Annotated in this window: 14 protein-coding genes; 6 read left to right on the top strand and 8 right to left on the bottom strand. The window is 39.6% G+C overall.

What is annotated here, in order from left to right:
* From QDI94_RS00145 to QDI94_RS00120, 6 genes are all read left to right on the top strand, one after another.
* A partial coding sequence (locus tag QDI94_RS00145) for a fructose-bisphosphatase class III (protein ID WP_278866318.1) occupies positions 1-947 on the top strand: 947 nt, incomplete at its 5' end.
* A 17-nt stretch (positions 948-964) separates the two neighbouring features.
* Positions 965-1,456 (top strand): hypothetical protein, encoded by a 492-nt coding sequence (locus tag QDI94_RS00140; protein WP_278866316.1) that lies wholly within the window; start codon positions 965-967, stop codon positions 1,454-1,456.
* A 518-nt stretch (positions 1,457-1,974) separates the two neighbouring features.
* Positions 1,975-3,360 carry a permease prefix domain 1-containing protein gene (locus QDI94_RS00135; protein WP_278866314.1) on the top strand — a complete coding sequence of 462 codons (1,386 nt, stop codon included), beginning with the start codon at positions 1,975-1,977 and terminating at the stop codon, positions 3,358-3,360.
* Positions 3,361-3,388: 28 nt separating this feature from the next.
* The gene (locus QDI94_RS00130; RefSeq protein WP_278866312.1) at positions 3,389-4,822 is read left to right on the top strand and encodes a permease prefix domain 1-containing protein; all 1,434 of its coding nucleotides are present in this window, start codon (positions 3,389-3,391) and stop codon (positions 4,820-4,822) included.
* Positions 4,823-4,841: 19 nt separating this feature from the next.
* A complete protein-coding gene (locus QDI94_RS00125) occupies positions 4,842-5,174 on the top strand; it encodes a PadR family transcriptional regulator (protein ID WP_117970372.1) in 333 nt (110 codons plus the stop codon).
* A gap of 93 nt (positions 5,175-5,267) precedes the next feature.
* Entirely contained in the window at positions 5,268-6,635 is a 1,368-nt protein-coding gene (locus QDI94_RS00120) for a glycosyltransferase family 39 protein (RefSeq protein WP_278418949.1), read from the top strand.
* 53 nt (positions 6,636-6,688) lie between these two features.
* Here the strand turns inward: QDI94_RS00120 and QDI94_RS00115 are convergent, their stop codons facing one another.
* The 8 genes from QDI94_RS00115 to QDI94_RS00080 all read right to left on the bottom strand — a co-directional run bounded on the left by QDI94_RS00115 (position 6,689) and on the right by QDI94_RS00080 (position 19,273).
* Entirely contained in the window at positions 6,689-7,333 is a 645-nt protein-coding gene (locus QDI94_RS00115; RefSeq protein WP_046433793.1) for a vWA domain-containing protein, read from the bottom strand.
* A gap of 89 nt (positions 7,334-7,422) precedes the next feature.
* The gene (locus QDI94_RS00110; protein WP_278866309.1) at positions 7,423-8,400 is read right to left on the bottom strand and encodes an O-acetyl-ADP-ribose deacetylase; all 978 of its coding nucleotides are present in this window, start codon (positions 8,398-8,400) and stop codon (positions 7,423-7,425) included.
* 120 nt (positions 8,401-8,520) lie between these two features.
* A complete protein-coding gene (locus tag QDI94_RS00105; protein WP_278866307.1) occupies positions 8,521-9,576 on the bottom strand; it encodes a G5 domain-containing protein in 1,056 nt (351 codons plus the stop codon).
* A 26-nt stretch (positions 9,577-9,602) separates the two neighbouring features.
* Positions 9,603-11,033 carry an alginate O-acetyltransferase AlgX-related protein gene (locus QDI94_RS00100; RefSeq protein WP_278866305.1) on the bottom strand — a complete coding sequence of 477 codons (1,431 nt, stop codon included), beginning with the start codon at positions 11,031-11,033 and terminating at the stop codon, positions 9,603-9,605.
* A gap of 12 nt (positions 11,034-11,045) precedes the next feature.
* Positions 11,046-12,470, bottom strand: coding sequence for an MBOAT family O-acyltransferase (locus tag QDI94_RS00095; protein ID WP_278866303.1), 1,425 nt, complete (start codon positions 12,468-12,470; stop codon positions 11,046-11,048).
* Between the two features lie 24 nt (positions 12,471-12,494).
* Positions 12,495-14,528 (bottom strand): fibronectin type III domain-containing protein, encoded by a 2,034-nt coding sequence (locus tag QDI94_RS00090; protein WP_278866300.1) that lies wholly within the window; start codon positions 14,526-14,528, stop codon positions 12,495-12,497.
* A 181-nt stretch (positions 14,529-14,709) separates the two neighbouring features.
* Entirely contained in the window at positions 14,710-17,154 is a 2,445-nt protein-coding gene (locus QDI94_RS00085) for a transglutaminase domain-containing protein (protein ID WP_278866298.1), read from the bottom strand.
* A 418-nt stretch (positions 17,155-17,572) separates the two neighbouring features.
* Positions 17,573-19,273 carry an ammonium transporter gene (locus QDI94_RS00080; protein WP_021883512.1) on the bottom strand — a complete coding sequence of 567 codons (1,701 nt, stop codon included), beginning with the start codon at positions 19,271-19,273 and terminating at the stop codon, positions 17,573-17,575.
* Between the last annotated feature and the right edge of the window lie 73 nt (positions 19,274-19,346).

Genomic DNA, 19,346 nt, shown 5'->3' with positions numbered 1-19,346 from the left:
TTGATTTTGAAAATGCGACCGTAGCTGTCGGCGAAAAGAAGTATCCGATTTCCGACACCTTCTTCCCCACAGTTGACCATGACTATCCGTATGAACTGACAAAGACGGAAAAACGGGTTATGGAGCAGCTTAAAAATGCATTTATGGCAAGTGAAAAGCTGAAAAGACACATTGATTTTCTGTTTGCCAAGGGCGGAATGTACAAGTGTTGCAACAACAATCTTTTGCTCCACGGCTGTATTCCGATGAACAAGGACGGCAGTTTTATGGAATTTGACACGGGCAACTGTGTGCTTTCGGGGAAAGTATTGCTTGATGAGCTTGAAAAGATTGTTCGTCAGGGACACTCTGCCCCCGAAAATTCTCCCGAAAGGCAAAAGGGCAACGACTATATGTGGTATCTCTGGTGCGGAAAACATTCACCGCTTTTCGGCAGAGAAAAAATGTGTTCGTTTGAGCGTTTCTTTATTGACGATTCCGAAACCCACACGGAAACACGCAACCATTACTACACGCTCTATCACGATGAAGACGCCTGCGTGAAGATTTTGAAAGAATTCGGTCTTTCGGAAAATCACGGTCACATAATCAACGGTCATGTTCCCGTTATCCGCAAAAAGGGCGAAAGTCCGATAAAGGCTAACGGCAAGCTGATTGTGATTGACGGCGGATTTTGCAGAGCATATCAGGACAAAACAGGCACGGCGGGCTACACGCTTGTCTATAATTCCTACGGTATGCGAATTGTCACCCACGAACCCTTTGCGGGAATTGACAACGCAATCAAATCAAACAAGGACATTCTCTCAACAACAAAAGTTTTTGACACCTCGGAAAACCGAATCCGTGTTGCACAAACCGATGACGGTCAGACAATCCGTAACCGCATTGAAGGACTTTCAATGCTCCTCTGCGCCTACCGCAACGGTGTTCTGAAAGAACAGTAATTTAAAGGAGAATTGTTATGTTCAACTGCATTAAATCATTTTCCTACAAAATGAACATTTCTGCCAATCAGGTTTCTAACGCTTTAAGAATGAAGGCTTTGGGCAATACAAAACCAGATACACCAAAAATTGCAGGCAATTTTTTTGCGAACAAATTCACAATTCATCTTTCAAAAAATCACCCATTTGGCGGACCTGACAACCAATCTCCCGATTTTGACGGAACTGTTGAAAACTCAGCAAACGGCTCGGTTCTGACATTAAAAATGAAATCATTGAAATATCTGCTCTTACCGATACCTTTTATGATTTTCGTGCTGTTTTTGGCAGGTCTTTCAATATACGATTATTTTTGTAATGAAAACTTGGCATCGCTGATATTCTCAATTGTTCCGATATTGCTGTTTGCAGGTGCGTGGATTTTAATATTCACAAAGCTTAATCGACAATATAAGAAAATGAAGAATTTTATTGAAGAATTTTTCAAAGACAATATAACTACAAAGTAAAAACACGGCTTGTTCGGAAAATGAACAAGCCGTGTTTTATGCAGCAATTCTGTAGGGGCGTTCATTGGACGCCCGCCTTGATGAAATTTTATGTTTTACAAAAATGTTTTGATATTATGGAAATTATGTATTCATTTGTAGCGGCAAACCGTGTTCGCCAATCGTCACAAGCGTAAGCTTGGGGCAAAATGATTATTTAACAACAAATTCAATACAGATATTTATTGTTTTGTGTTTACATACAAAACAAATGGCGAACAAGGTTCGCCGCTACTGTATGACAATCACTTTGCGATTTTTATATAATTTAATTTACCATAAAATTTTCTACTGTTACTTGCGGTCATCTGATAAATGACCCTACAGGTTATCAAGCCATATTGTATATTATTCATAAAATTCCACTCGAAAATTTTTACCTCCCCCCCTTGACTATGCTTTAAAAATGTATTATTCTATATACATAGGCAATCTATGTATATAGAACTGCGAGGTATTATAGAAATGGGAGGGATAATATGAAGAATAAATTTCTTGAAAAAGTTGCGGAGCAAATTGAAGATGAACGCTCTCGGGAGATAATCACAGCCGAACTTGAATCGCACTTACTTGATAAAATCGACTACTATGTTGACATTGGCTATTCAAAAGAAGAAGCCGAAAAGCGTGCCACCGAGGAAATGGGAAACCCCGAAGACACGGCTGTTCCGCTTAATTCTTTGCATCACAAAAAGCATCGTGCCGTGCCGATAATTATATGTGCTTGTCTGCTTTTGTTGATGTTCATTTTTTCATATAAATTCTTCACGGATTTTCACTACACATTAAGTAGCTTAGCTTTTTCGCACAGAATTTGGCTGGATTTTATTTCACTCGGTTATGTAGTTGCATACCCTGTTATGCTGATTTACGCACACAAGAAAAATGAAAAAATAATTCCCGTGTTGGTAGTAATTTCTTTTTGCCTGCAACTGATAGCACCGTCTGTTGAAGAAGCTTCTTCGGGTTTATCTAATGACGAACCGCTAAATATGGTCTGTGTCTATCAACCGTTCTTCTACTCCGTGATAAAAATATTTGCAGAAGGATTTCCGGCATATTTAAAGTGTATTTTCACGGCAGCCCCTGCCAGATACAGTGTGTTAGGTAATTTCTGCTACGAAATAATGCCGTATATTCTTTGTGCGATATTTATACTATGGTCAACTATTCTCTTCTTCAACATTTTGAGAAAAGAACAAATGACTAACACTAAGTCAGGAAATTTATATCTTAAAATTTTTGAAAAAGCAATGACAATAATTATAGTATTGAACCTGATTATAGTTTCCTGTTCAACGGCTTTTGTCGGAATTAAAAATTTAGTTTCAAACAACACTTATTCGTCGAAAAAACAGGAAATGATTGATTATGTTTTTGATACTAATTTAAAAAATAATTTATCAAATTTAGCTGACAGTATCGAAAACGACGGTTATTATCTATATGAAAAAAGCTTTGACGAAGATGAAAAATACTGTGATTATTATGACATAGGCGGCAGTTTTGTTTTAAGATCATCCACATATGAAAATGATGACGGAAAAGACGGAATTTACACAAGTCTTACATATTACGATACCTATTCTCACACATATGATAACACACCTGAAATTTTATCCGACGCAAACAAAATCAAAAATATTGATATAGGCACATCTTTTGACTACATCAAAAATTCAGACTTACTTAAATATGCTGATATAATAGAAAAAACATATTACGAGGATAAGAAAGAAACAGAAATTATAATCAATTTCTCAGTAGATGTTTATGATAAAAACATTTCAATTGAAAATAATTATTCCTGTTTTAGAGAATTAACTATTAAAAACGGTGTTGTAACCAATTCGAATTATTGGTAAATTTAAAATTGTAAAAAGGAGGGATATTATGACTAACGGTTTTATAGAAAAGGTTGCCGAACAAATTAGCGACAAGCACTCCCGAAAGCTAATTACAGCCGAGCTTGAATCGCACTTGCTTGATAAAATCGACTACTATATTGACATTGGCTATTCAAAAGAAGATGCTGAAAAGCGTGCCACCGAGGAAATGGGCAATCCAGATGACACCGCCGTGCCATTGAATGCTCTTCACCAAAATAAATATCGTGGAGTATTCACATTCATTTGTCTTGTGGCAGTTGTCGCACTTTTTATGGCAACTGTAAACGCATCACCTCTATTCTGCTATGTTGCAGAATATTCAAACTTGACGCATTACGCAATGTTTGATTTTTGGTCGCTGATAATTCTTACCGCATATGTGCTGATGATAATTTACAGTCAAAAGAAAAGTCATAAATCGGTTGCAATCTTCATCATAATATCGCTCGGCTTTCAGGTTTTAATGTCTGCAATCTCAATAACATTGCAAGGCTCATTTCTTCTTATAATCAAATTTTCGTCAATCTTCCAACCTGCGGTTTATACGATTATGACTATCATCACAAAAGGTCCGATTGCGTATATTGACAGTCTGTTTGCATATGAAAATATTGAGTATTCGGCAGTCAATGAGTGGTGCTACACGGCAATTCCTTTTATAGTTATGGCACTGTTGTTGCTGTGGGCAATTGCGGTTCTGATTAAAATCAGAGGAAACGAGCGGATGAAAGGCAGAAAAATTCATCTGAAAATAACTAAAGTATTCAAAAATATTTTCATTGTATTTCTCTCTGTCAATTTTCTTATCATGGGAATTTGTGCGGTTATTTCAAGAGTAGAGATAAATTCAAAATCTACCGAAATTCTTGCCGAAAGAGAAAAAATAATTGATTTTGTGGTGAATGCCAATCTAAAAACCACAAGCAATGAATTTTTGGACAATGCAAAAGCAAACGGACTTGACTTTCAACTGAATTTCAAATACGGCAAACAGCCGACATCTGATTCTTCAGACAAAGAGTACGTATATCGGCATAACGGCAATATGATTTCAGTCAAAGACATCAATTGCAATATGTATTTATCTTTTGATTATAACGCTTTAAACACATCAATTTTCTATGACGATTTGTTATTAACCACGAAAGAGGTTGACGCAATAAATAAGCTAAAGGTTGGAGATTCAATCAGTAAATTATACGAAAAATCTCTTATCTATAAGGCTTCGGCAATCTCAAAAATATACTATGCTAATGATAATCTCGGAAACCCGAAATACAGTCTGTACCCCTGTATGACATTTGTTATCGACAAAAAAGGCCAAACATACAAAACCATTGACATAAGTGTTTCGGACGGTAAAATATCCGAGATATGCGAACCTATTGAACATGAAAAAGAATACGATACCGGATTTAATTTTTTCATTCAGAGCTAATCGGAAAGGAGCAAATAAAATGAAAATCAGTAAAGAACTTATCAAAGGCAGTACAGCAATGCTTGTTATGAGCGTTTTAAAGAAAAACGATATGTACGGATACAAAATTATTAAAGAGCTTGAATTACAGAGCGAGAGCGTGTTTGAGCTTAAAGAGGGTACTCTCTACCCCATTCTTCACGCACTTGAAGAAGAAAATCTGCTTGAAAGCTACTGGGAAGAATTTGACGGCAGAAAGCGTAAATACTACCACCTCACCCGCAAAGGCACAAAACGCCTTAAAGAAAAGCAGGAGGAATGGAAAGTGTATTCAAAATCAGTCGAAAAAGTTCTCAGCTTTTCAGGTGTGTAAAACACTTATCACAGACAGACAGTTTTCCGTTAATCTTGAATTTATAGCCCTGTAATGGTAAAATTATCCTATAAACTCAGAAACGGAGATATTATGATGCACAAATTAAAAGTCAGAGCAAATCATACGGTATATATCATATTTGCCGTTTTGTCATTGTTTTCCCTGACACTTATATTTAATGACAATATATGGTTTGACGAGGCGTACACGCTGTCGCTGATTCAGCACAATTATTCAGACATAATCAATATTCTGAAATCCGATATGCACCCACCGCTGTATTTTTTGTCGCTGAAAACATTTTGTTGTATCTTTGGATACTCAATAACAGCAACAAAAATATTTTCGGCAATCGGTTACATTGCAACGCTGTTTTTGGGATGCACAATCATAAAAAAGCACTACGGCAGTAAAACATCAATAATTTATATGCTGACTGTCGGAGCTGTGCCAATGATGCTCTATTTCAGCGTTCAGCAAAGGTCATACTCATGGAGCATATTTTTTGTTACATTATGCTTTATTGAGTCCCTGCTTTTTATAGCAAACAAAAAGTTTCATCACTGCATTTTATTTGCTATAGCAGGACTTGGAGCTGCATACAATCACATCTACGCACTTCTTGCAGTTGCAATTATCTTTGCTTTTGCAAATATATATCTGCTCATTAAAGACAGAAATTTGTTCAAGCGTGTTATTATTGCAGACCTTATTATGGTGGCAGGATATTCATTTTGGATAATTCCTCTTTTAAATCAAACAAAATCAGCCTCAAGTAATTTTTGGCTCAGCGGAGTTGAACCGTTGTCTGTAATTGTATTCATATCGGGCATAGCAGTATCTGCACTTGTTCTTATGAAAAAGAGCAACCGAAAATTGTGTATAATTTTCGCAGATGTCTGCGTTATGGGGATTCAAATAATCGGGTTGTTCGTAACCGTTTTTATACGCCCGTTTTACATTGCAAGATACAGCGTTGTAATTCTCGGTATCTTTGCAATTCTCGTTGCTTTCGGCGTAAAAGATATAAAACCAAAGCCGAGCAAAGTAATATGCACCCTGCTTTGCGTTGTAAATATCGGCTGTCTTGTTGCAACAGGATTGTTTGAATATAATCCGTCAATGACAAATTTTCGTGAAAGATTCAGTTCTCAACAGTCAGAATCAGACACTTTTGTTTACTGCGACAGTGCATTCGGAATTATGTCATATTATTACCCGAACAACACCCACCTTTGCACCTACAAAGAAAACTGGTTTGAGGCATTTGAAAATGTTGAATGTATAAACAAAAATGAAATTGCAGACAAAGTTGACCCAAATCATAAAATTTGGTTTGTAAAAAATGAACTCACAAAAATGCCAAAATGCATTAAAAGTAATTTCAAGTATAAAAAGATTGATTCTTTCCAATGTGACTTCAATAAATTTGACCTATATTTACTTATTCTAAAGTAAATATAGGTCTTTTGTTTATAGTATAAATGCAGAAATTAAAACTAATTTGCCTCTTATTTTCTGCTTTCGTAGTCCTTGTCTATCTCATCGCTCCAAGACGATGAAAGCGGTCTGCTTTTTCTGAAATTGCACACGGTTTTCGATACTGCGTCAAAAACAACAGCCGTACCCTGACCGTCAGCGTGATAATTAACGGAGCGGTCGGAATTGATTCCAAAATGCTTTGCGGTTTCAACGGAATCAATGTTAGCTCCGATAAAAAGAAATTCCCAGCCGTAGCGATTTTTCTGACGCTCAATCATTTTCTTGACCTTATTGCTTGAATAGATACGGCTCGCATTTTCCATTCCGTCGGTCATAATCACAAACAAGGTGTGTTCGGGAACATCTTCTTCTCTTGCATACTTATGAATGTTGCCAATGTGATGAATTGCACCGCCGATAGCGTCAATGAGTGCAGTTGAGCCACGAACCGTATAATCATTTTCAGTCATTTTTGAAATTTCAGACAATTCAACCCTGTCGTGAAGAACCTCGGTTTCGTGATCAAACAATACGGTTGAAACATAGCACTTGCCGTTCTGTCTGCGTTGCTTTTCAATGAGCGAATTAAATCCGCCGATTGTGTCCTGTTCAAGACCTGACATTGAGCCGCTTCTGTCAAGAATGAATACCAATTCAGTAATGTTGTTTTTCATAGTTGTTACCTCCAAAAGTAATTAAGTTTTTTATCTTGACTTAATCATACAACTTTCGGGATAACATATGGTCGCCTGAAATGCGACATTTACTGACCCAACAAAACCTGGTCAAATTCAAATAAAGCCTCGTTTACAGTAAAAATATCATACTCACCCTTTTGAATAAAATATTCAATGATAACATCAAATTTATTCGAGTGTGAAAGTGCATAGCCGGCCTTTTGGAGCATTTCTTTAGTTTCATCAAGCGACAGTTCAAGTGCAACAGCAAAGGCAATTGCGGTAGTTTTCTTAGGTTTATAGTTGACATTGTTTCTTATTTTAGAAAACAGCTTGCGGTCAACATTCGCCTTTTTATAACACTGAGAATCCGTAAGACCTTTTTCGTCAATTTTACGCAAAAGCATCTGAGAAAAGCTTTCATCAAGCTGATTTACAACATCAGCTAAATTCAAAGCTGCGGTTTGCATTGGATAAGTCTTCGGCTGTCTTAAAAGACGGGATAATCCACGACTTCGGTTTTCGGAATAGTGCGTTTCAACATAGTGTTCGTCAATGTATTCGGCAATATCACGAACAAGCTTTTTGCTGACACGGAATCCGTCTTTGTCAAACACAACAATATAAACGAGCATATCGTTGTCTGCAAGAAATTTACAGATTTCGTTGATTGCCACCTGTAATGCCTGTTCTTTCGGATAGCCGTAAACCCCCGATGAAATCAAAGGAAAGGCAACCGATTCGCATTCATAAGCCTTTGCAAGCTGCAACGAGTTACGATAACATGACGAAAGCAGTTCTTCCTCATGATAATTTCCGCCTTGCCATACAGGGCCGACCGTGTGAATAACATACTTGCAGGGCAGTTTGTACGCACCCGTAATTTTCGCCTCACCCGTTCTGCAGCCGCCAAGTTTTCTGCATTCATTAAGCAATTCGTGCCCCGCCGCACGGTGAATCGCACCGTCAACACCGCCTCCGCCAAGCAACGAACTGTTCGCCGCATTAACAATTGCGTCACATTTCATCTTAGTTATATCATTCCGAACAATCTGCAACGGCATAATAATCACCTCCCAATATAAAAACTGACTTGTAATTCAATTATATAGCAGTGCATATTAAATATCAATAACAAATATACAAGCAGCCCCCTTTTGGGAGCTGCTTGTATTTGTAATTTATTAAAATTCTTCGTATGTTTCTGTGCCGTCAGACCATTTGATTACATAGTAACCGTGACCTGAACCGTCACAATCGTACACTGCCTGCTTTGAAACAACCGTCTTGCCCTGTGAAGCCTGACTTGACTGAGCACTGCTGCTCTGCTGTGGTTTCTGCGACTGCTGTGTCTGCTGTGACTGCTGTGACTGCTGAGGAGCTTCAACAGCACTGCTCTGTACCGCTGTACCTACGGTTACAATCTTATTTACAGGCTCTTTTGTAACCTTTTCACTTGTCTTTTCCTTTGACTTTTCCTTGCCGTCAACATACTTAACCTTGTATGTTACAGCCTTTTCGCCCTTTACGCCTTCCTGCGTAACCTGAGTTTCTCCCGACGCAAGCGAACTGCTTTCCTGTTCTTCCGTCTTGTAGTCAACGCTTACCTTTTCGGTTTTTGTCTTGTACTCAACACGCTTTACAACAACCTTGGAACCGTCCTTGATTTTCTCATCAAGCTTTGGTGAAACTTCATCATCCTTGCCGAGATTTACTTTCTGCTCCTCAAGAAATGCCTTTACTGTTTCAGCCTGAGTTTTGCACTTGGTTGTTTTTCCGTCAACTGTAAGACTCACTTCAATGCTGCTTGTAAGAGTAATTGTCATACCGTCTTTGAGGTATGATGCCTTGTCAGCATCGCATGATACGCTGTCATCAAGCTTAAAACCTGCCTTCTTAACAGCATCCTCAACAGTACCGCCTACAAGCTCAACTGTCTTTTCATCACTGCCGTTTTTAACGGTTACCTTTGCATAACGCTTTACTGTGATTTCTGTCTTGTCACCAAGCTTTTCATCAGCCTTTGGCTCTGTTTCGTCCTTATCGCCAAGCTTGATTTCAGCCTTTTCGAGTATTTCTTTAACAGTCATATCCGTGTTACCGTCTGCCTCGGTTGTAACACCTGAATCGTTAATTTTAACCTTTACATCAGACCCGCAGCCTGACACGCAAAACATCGTTGCACAAATTGCAAGAACCAAAGCAATTACGCCTAAAACTGATATTGGTTTCCTTTTCATTTTAATCTCTCCTGTATAATATCATATTAAATATCGGCTTGCTGAATATCTGCTGTTTTTGTTGCAGTTTTAAGATATTCACTGCCGTTTTTTATTACTATGCTGACATCAACCGAATCGGGGTTCATATATTCCGTAGGGATATATGCCTGATAACCGTAATCCGTATCATCGTTTGATGTTGTAAATGCCTCAAATGCCCTTTGACCACCGTTGTTGTCTTTTACAAGAACAATAATTTCACTGTTATCCTTGCAAAGCTCTTTATCAACACTGCCCGAAACATTGACATACTGCATATTGACTTCCGAAATTTTTGCATCAACCGTAAACTTGTTGTCAACAGCCTTTGAGTTTTTCGGAACTGTGAACTCTCTTGCAGGAAGAACGGGCGGATTTTGTGCAAACCAAATGAGATTTCTCTCTGCAATTTCAAAAACAACAGTATCGCTGTTTCTCGACATAACCTCAAGCGAGAGGTTAATCGGGAATGTCTTTGTAAAATATGCCGAGTTGTAGGCATTTGCAAAGTAAGGCAAAAGTGCGTTGCCGAATGAGTCACGGTACATAAACAAATTGCCTGTTGCCTTATCATTCTGAGTTGCAATCATAGCCTCCTCAACACTCTTTGTCGGGGTAACATATGAATAGGTCTGATTGATATCAAAATCAAAATTGTACTCCGGCTGTTGTGTTGACGGATAAAGCATATTGCCAAGGTCGCCGTAAAAGTTCTTTGACCTGCTTGCCGCTGCATTCTCATAGGTTTCATGGGTTTTGCCGAGCTTGTCAAGAATCTCGTTGTATGCAATCAACGCGCCCTTATTGTTCCAGTGTGAATCCTGTTCAAGGTAAAGCGTTTCGTCACAGCTTTTCAATTTTGTCAGCAAATCACAATAATTCAGCTTGCTGTCCTTGAGTGAGGATGTGAAATTTTTAAGATTACTTTCGGAACTTTCTTTTTTGCCGTAGTAGTAAGGCATATTTCCTGAATAGAGGGTATTTTTGTTTGGCGCAACCGTAAACAAAAAATTAACATTGTTTTCCGTGAGATAATTTTGAGTAATCTCAAGGTTGTGTCTTGTATTGAACAAAGCACGATCTGACATCAAATTTCTGCCGAGATAGTTATCAAGCGTTGCGGAATAGAAAAGCCAGTTGTCATTTCCGGCAGTAACAGTGTCAACATTCGATACACCGAAAACCTTTGACTGAATTTCCGCATCAGCCGACATTATCTGCGGTCTTAATGCGTAATGGGTTGAAAAGTAATCGCCAAGCTGTTGAAGATACTCTTCGTTAAAGCTGCCGTTTTCGGTTTTGACTGACGGAAGCTTTGTCTGCTGTTCATTACCGATTGCCTCGTTGCTCGGAGCAACAATCATTCCTGCAAACGGAATAACACAACACAAAAGACAGGCGGTTGTAAAAATAACCGAAAATACTTTTTTCTTCATATTGCCGCCTCCTTAAAATCTGAAATAGATGAACGGATTGTAGGAAGTTCCCGACAATCTGATTATGCACCATATGAGCAGGGCAAATGCCAGCACATACAGCACTGTTTGAGCCACGCTCTGCTTTTTGCCGACAAGCGCAGCCGCTGAACCGTTGATTCTAAACTTATCCGCAATCGGTTTGATTGGGGCACAGCCTATAATCGCAACAACAAACATAACGATAAACCACGGTGTGAGCTGAGTGAGTGCAAGCGAAAGCGACTTATCTGTGATATTAAAGCCGGCAAACATATTGCCGATAAAGTCAAAGCCCTGACCGATGGTGTCGGCTCTGAATATTACGAAGCCGACTGTTACGGCAAGCAATGCGTAGATGTGATTTATAACCTTAGGAAGTCTGCCGAGAATAGGAATAAACTCTTCGAGAAGAAGGAATACGCCGTGATACAGACCCCAGATTACAAATGTCCAGCTTGCACCGTGCCAAAGGCCTGTGCAGAAGAAAACAATGAGTCTGTTGAGCACTGCTCTCATTCTGCCCTTGCGGTTGCCGCCGAGAGGAATGTAAAGATATTCCTTAAACCATGTTGAAAGCGAAATATGCCACTTTCTCCAGAAATCCTTAACGCTTACCGCACCGTAAGGATAGTTGAAGTTTTCCTTAAAGTCAAAGCCGAACATTTTGCCAAGACCGATTGCCATATCGGAATAACCCGAAAAATCGTAATAGATTTGAAAAAGGTATGTCAACGCACCCAGCCAAGCCGTTACAACGGAAAGGTAACCGTCACCTGCGTTGAAAATAATGTCAGCCGTCTGTCCCATCGTGTTTGCAATGAGAACCTTCTTTGCAAGGCCGCAGATAAAACGGCGCATACCGTCTGCAATTTTTTCGGCAGTCTGCTCTCTGTCAACAATCTGCTCGCTGATGTCCCGATATTTAACAATAGGACCGGCAATAAGCTGTGGAAAAAATGTTATGTAAAGAAGAACATAGAGGTAATTTTTCTGTGCGTCAACCGTTTTGCGGTAAACATCAATCACATAGGACAAGGCCTGAAATGTAAAGAATGAAATACCAATCGGCAAATCAATCTGCGGAACAGGAATTGCAAGTCCTGTAACCGAGTTGAGTGATTCTACAAAGAATCCCGAATATTTGAACACGGCAAGTATTCCGAGGTTGATAACAACAGCAAGGACAAGCACCAATTTTCTCTTTGCGTTTTCATTTGCTACAAGCCTTGCACAAATATAGTTCAAAAGTGAACTGAATATCATCAGCAAAACATAAACAGGCTCGCCGTAAGCATAGAAAATTAAGCTTGCAACAATGAGAAGTCCGTTTCTGAATTTCAGCGACGGCACTAATGTGTAAAGCAAAAATACCGTCGGAAGAAAAATACATAAAAATACTAATGAGCTAAATACCATTTACTGTCTCCGATAACCAAATAACTATATTTTTACATGCATCCATGAATATCCGGCTGCAATGGCTGCCTTGTAATTCTGGTCTAATTTCGTGTTATAACTAAGCGCATAGTAATCTCTGGCGTGATGTCTGCTCCACTCAGGATCATAAACCAAGCCGTCAACCTCTGCCCAGCCGTGACCGCCGCTGTTGCAGCAATACACATTTTTGTAGCCGATAGCTTTTGCCATATAAGCAAATGCCGCACCGTAGCTGAAGCAGTTGCCTGCACCGTCAACAAACATATCGTTTGCGTAGATTATCGGCCAATCGCTTCCGTGATAATGAGGGATTCTCGGATTGAGTTCCTTGTAAGCATTCTTTGTATAGTTAAAGCAAGCCTTAAGCTTCTGCGATTTGCTCATACTTTTATTGGTAACCTTTGCAACTACCTTCAAGGCTCTGAAAAGAGTTTTGTCGGATTTTGTTTTAACCCTTGTTGCCTTGCCGCTCATTACATTCCAGTCTTTACCGTTCTGAGTAATACCGTTACTGTACGAAAAGTCAATTTTGCCGTTCTTATCGGCATAGTACCAGCCGCTCTTGTCAGAACCTACGATACCGTTTTTCTGAAGAACGCCCGATGCGTTGTAGTAATATTTATTTCCGTTAATCGTCTGCATACCTGTACGCAGAACACCCTTATCAAAGTTCAGTTTTTTGCCGTTCACTGTAACAGTACCGTTGGCAAGTTTTCCGTTGCGGTAATATTTGGTTTTGTCAACATACGAGCTTATGAGATTGCCCTTTTTGTCAAGGCAACGCAATGTGTAGGCTACAACTGTATCCTTTTTTGCTGTTGTGTCAACAAATGAATTGTCGGTTGTACTAACAATTCTGCTCCATGATGAGCCGTACGATTTTCTGTAAAGTCTGTAACCGTCAGCACCCGAAACTTTCTTCCAGCTTATAAGATTTCCGTTTTTGACCTTTGATATGCTTGAAATTGCAGGCGGTGCAAGGAAAAGATTTGTTTTTCCTGCTTTTGAATAGCCGCTTACGAATCTGCCTTTCTTATCAAGACACCTTACAGTGTAGGTATACTTTTTGCCGTTAGTAAGCTTGCCGTGTGTATAGCTTGTTGACGCAGTTGTAGTAAGTCGTTTCCAACTGTTATTTTCAAGGCGGTACACTCTGTACTTTGCCGCACCGCTGCTCTTTGACCAAGTAATTTTTGAACCTGTTGCAGTGTTTTCAATCTTTGTGATTGTCGGCGCTTTTACATATGTAATGCCTTTTCCGCCGTTGAAATAGCTAATAAATTTCTCTTTCTTGTCAAGCGCTCTGACTGTATATGTGTAGCTTGTGCCTGATACGGCAGTTTTGTCGGTAAATGAACCGTTCTTGGTACTGCCTATGCGTGTCCAACCTGTGTTCTTTGTTTTTCTGTAAACACGGTAGCTCGGAACATAACTGTTTTTGCTCCACTTAATTTTTACACCGCCGTCAACATTTTCAATTGAACTGATAGCAGGAGGAGCAATAAAAACATTTGAATAGCCGTCCCGATTGAAGTCGCTTACGAAATTATTCTTTTTATCCAACGCTCTTACGGTATAAACATATGTTGTGTTGTTTTTAAGAGAATTGTGTGTAAAGCTTGCACCCGTTGTTTCTCCAATGCGGCTCCAAGAGCTTCCTTTACGGACATATACCCTGTACTTAACCGCTGAATTGTACTTGCTCCAGCTTATCTTTGTACCTTTTGCAGTGTTTGAAAAGCCTGTAATTTCAGGATAATTTACAATTACCGGTTCTGTCGGTTCAACAGGCTGAGTCGGATAAACCGGAATTGTCGGTTCAATGGGACCTGTCGGATAAACTGTTGTTGTCGGTTCAACCGAATCTGTCGGATAAATTGCTGTTGTCGGTTCAACCGGAACCGTTACATCTGATGCAGCCGACGCTTCAACAGCATTTTTGCCTGTTTCAAGTGCATATGCACTTGCAGGAATACCTGAAAAAGCCATTGTTAAAGCAAGGATTACAGCGGCTGATTTGAAAAATTTTCTTTTCATAAAATACCCTCCGTTTTTAAAATTAAAAAATAATCCTCGATTCACATTGCAAATCGAGGATTACAACTATTTATTTTTCCTCTCACAACGATGTAATAATTATACAAATTTATTCCATATAAGTCAAGAATTTGCCAAAAATCATTAGCTTTAACTTAATAAATTTAATATATTCACATCATCATTTCCAAACGGCCTTGCCGTTCTCAATTGTTACCTCACATTTTACATGAGGATTAAGAGTCCAATAATGCTTTTTCATCATATATGGGTTGTAGTCGGGAACCTTATAACCCGGAAGCTGTGCATCGGGATCACAGATGAGCCATTTTCCGTTGACAAGCACCTCTACCCAGCCGTGAGGACTGCCGAGCGTATCGCCAATTACAACTCTTGAGCGATAACCTGCGATTCTCGCCGTGCAGGCAAAAGCAGCAGCATATCTAAAGCAATTGCCTTTTTTATTCTTAAATAGGTCAATTGCAAGTGCAGGCAAATCAGCGGCTTTCTTCGGGTGGTCATAGGTACGGTGGTACGGGAAGTTCTTCGCCATATACAAGAAGCCTGTCTTCATTCTTTCATTAAGAGTATTGCCCTTGCAATAAGTCATCATATATTCTGCGGCAAGACGCATTTCTTCGCTTTCACAACAAACACCGTTCTTGTCGGCATAGTACCAACCTTCTCTCTTTGAACCGACAATTGTGTTTTTAACAACCTCGCCCTTTGAGTTATAGTAGTATCTCTTGCCGTTAATTTTCTGATAACCCGAACGGAACAATCCCTTGGAAAAATAGTAGGGTTTTCCGTTTACTGTAATTTTTCCGTCAGCAAGCGCACCGTTGTGATAGTACTTTGTATTTGAAATGTATGAACTGATAAGATTACCGTTCTTGTCAAGGCAACGCAATGTGTATGAATAGACATTACCCTTTTTAGCAGAAGTGTCTGTATATGATGTGCCTTCGGTTACATCGGCAAGCCTGCTCCATGATGTGTTTACGGTCTTTCTGTACAATCTGTAGCCTGCAGCGTCCGGCACGCTGTTCCACTTAACAAGATTTCCGTTTGCGGCTTTTGAAACCTTTGAAATTGCAGGCGGTGCGATAAATGTATTGCTTGTGCCATTTTTGTCATAACCGCTTACAAAATTACCCTTGCTGTCAAGACATCTTACGGTATAAGTGTATTTTGTTTCCGACTTGAGTTTATTATGAGTAAAGCTTGTTGCAGAAGTGTTGCCGAGAGCCTTCCAACTCTTATTTTTAAGATAGTAGACTCTGTATTTTGAAGCACCGCTGCATTTTCCCCAGCTAATCTTTGAACCGGTGGCAGTATTCTCAATTTTATTGATTGTCGGAGTTTTTACAAAGGTAACACTTTTGCCGTTATTAAAATAGCTTGCAAAATTGCCGTCTTCATCAACACATCTGACTGTATATGTATATGCAGTACCTGATTTAACATTTGTATCTTTAAATGTATTGTCTTCGGTATTGCCGATACGAGTCCAACCTGTATTTTTAGTCTTTCTGTAAACACGGTAGCCGTCAGCGTATTTAAGGGTATTCCACTTAATTTCAACACCGCCGTTAATATTAGCAAGTGACGAAATTTTAGGAGGATTCAGAAAAATATTGCTTGTGCCATTTTTGTCATAACCGCTTACAAAATTACCCTTGCTGTCAAGACATCTTACGGTATAAGTGTATTTTGTTTCCGACTTGAGTTTATTATGAGTAAAGCTTGTTGCAGAAGTGTTGCCGAGAGCCTTCCAACTCTTATTTTTAAGATAGTAGACTCTGTATTTTGAAGCACCGCTGCATTTTCCCCAGCTGATTTTTGAACCGGTTACGGTATTCTCAATTTTATTGATTGTCGGAGCTTTTACATATGTTACGGATTTTCCGCCATTGCAATAACTTACGAAGTTATTTTCAGCGTCAAGTGCTCTGAGAGTATAAGTATAGTTAATGCCTGACGCTGCTGTTGTGTCGGTAAATGAACCGCTGTCGGAGGTTCCGATTCGTTTCCAACCCGTATTTTTTGTCTTTCTGTAAATACGATAGCTGTCTATTGCAGAATTCTTGCTCCATTTAACAGTAACACCACCAAAAACATTCTGAAGTGAACTGATTACAGGCGGTGCAAAAAATGTATTTGAATATCCCTCTTTGTTGTAGTCACTTACAAATTTATTATTTTTGTCCATAGCTCTGACAGTGTAGCGATAAGTAACGCCGTTTCTTAATGAATTATGCGTAAAGTTAGTGGTTGTACTCTCGCCCACACGGCTCCATGACTTTCCGTTAAAAACATATACTCTGTACTTAACTGCACCGGAATAAGAATTCCAGCTAATTTTAGTGCCTGTGGAAGTATTTGAAAACCCACTGATTTGCGGATAGTTAATTGTCGGCTCACAAGGAACAGTCGGAACTGTTTCATCAGGACCGGTAGGCTCTTCGGCAGGAATAGTATTGTCCGAAACAACTTCCAAGCTAACTGCGTCTGTAGCTTTGTCAGATTCATTGTTTCCGTCATAAGCAAAGCCTGTCATAACACTCGTTGTTGTCATTAACAAAGCCAATGCTCCTGAAGTAACAATTGATAAAAATTTCCTCATACACTGCAACTCCTTACATTTTAAATATTGAACACATCAACATTTAAATACGATTTACATTTATTATAGCACTGCACTTATAAGATGTAAATAATACATTGAATTTTTGTGCTTTATGCATAATTATAATATATGATAATTTGTAATTATTGCTAATTCAAAGTGAAAATAAGTAGTATTTTAAATTCTGCACTTTATATTTTGGACTAAAATTGTGCAAACCGGAATAATTAAAACGGGCTTAGGCTTTATTTTCAGCCGTCTGCAATTACACTTTACTTTTTTTCGATTGTCCCAATTATTAACATTGAGTCATAATATTTAATATAAGAGCCGAAATACCCCGAACAGCTGTTGCCGTTCGGGGCGTCTCGGTTTATGTGAATTAAAAAGGATAGGTTAATTAAGCTACCGTGGATTATTCAACATCCTGCATAGCGTCGTAGCCTGTTTCGCCTGTTCTAACCTTAACAACATCTTCAACATCATAGATAAAGATTTTGCCGTCACCGATGTGACCTGTGTAAAGTGCCTTAACAGCCGCATCAACAACTGCCTTTACAGGAACCTTGCAAACTACGATTTCAACCTTCATCTTAGGAAGGAGGTTACTTTCAATAGCAACACCACGGTAATACTCTGCTTTACCCTTCTGAGCGCCACAGCCGAGTACCTGAGATACTGTCATACCTGTGATGCCGAGCTTATCCATTTCTTCTTTAAGAGCTTCAAGCTTTGACTGCTTGAGAAGAATGTCAATCTTAGTAATCTTTGTGCCATCGGTAGCCATATCATACTTGCCGGCAAGCTGAACGGGAACTGCCTGAGTTACAGGAACATTGCTGTCAACATCAAATGTTTCATCAAGTGAAGCTGTACCGACACCGATTGGCATAAAGTCTGCATATGCGCTGATAAGACCGTGCTCGCAGATATCGAGGCCCTTCATTTCTTCGTCCTTTGTAACACGAAGACCTACTGTCTTTTTGATGATTGTGAATACGATAATCATGCAAACAACTGTCCAAGCTACGATTGTAACAATACCGAGAGCCTGCTTACCAAGCTGAGCGAAACCGCCGCCGTAGAAAAGACCTGTGATACCGTTCTGACCGTTGCCTGTTGCGAAAAGACCTACTGCAAGGCCGCCCCACATACCGTTTACGCCGTGTACCGAGAATGCACCGACAGGATCATCTATTTTAAGCTTGATATCAACGAATTCAACTGCTACTACGATGAGGATACCTGAAACGATACCGATAACTGCTGCGCCGATTGCGTCAACATCTGCACAACCTGCCGTGATTGCTACAAGACCTGCGAGTGATGCGTTAAGACACATTGAAACATCAGGCTTGCCGTTCTTGATCCATGTAAAGAGCATGGTTGTTACTGTTGCAACTGCCGGAGCAATTGTTGTTGTAAGAAGAATCTGACCGAGACGAGCGCCGTCTTCAGCAGCGGCACCGTTAAAGCCGTACCATGCAAACCAAAGAATGAATACACCGAGAGCACCGAGTGTGATGCTGTGACCGGGGATAGCGTTTACCTTGCCGTTCTTGCCGTATTTACCGATACGGGGTCCGAGAATGATTGCGCCGACAAGTGCCGAGATACCGCCGACCATATGAATTACGATTGAACCTGCAAAGTCGATACAGCCGAGCTGTGCAAGCCAACCCTGACCGTTCCAAACCCAACCTGCTTCAATCGGGTAAACAACGAGTGAAATAATTGCGCTGTAAACACAGTATGCCGAGAATTTTGTACGCTCTGCCATAGCACCTGAAACGATAGTAGCTGCTGTAGCACAGAATACAAGCTGGAATACGAATGAGTTCCAATCAAAGTTCATCCAGTCTGTGAACATATTGAGGTTTGGAACACCGATGAATCCTGCAACATAGTCCTCAGACATCATAAGTCCGAAGCCTAACAGGCTGAATACAACCGTACCGATACAAAAGTCCATCAGGTTTTTCATAATGATGTTGCCTGCGTTTTTAGCTCTTGTAAAACCGGTTTCAACCATTGCGAATCCGCACTGCATAAAGAACACGAGTAATGCGCCGATCATAAACCAGACGCCTGTGCCTCCGTAAATTAGTTCTGCCATATAAATCTCTCCTTTTATCAAAATAACAAAAACGGCGTGGAGTTGACAGTTTAGTTCTGTCAATCACACGCCG

Origin of the sequence: Ruminococcus bromii (assembly GCF_928721825.1) — a bacterium.
GTDB lineage: Bacteria > Bacillota > Clostridia > Oscillospirales > Acutalibacteraceae > Ruminococcoides > Ruminococcoides bromii.
The sequence above is the reverse complement of the archived record's forward strand: the minus strand, read 5'-3'. Positions and strand labels throughout refer to the sequence as shown.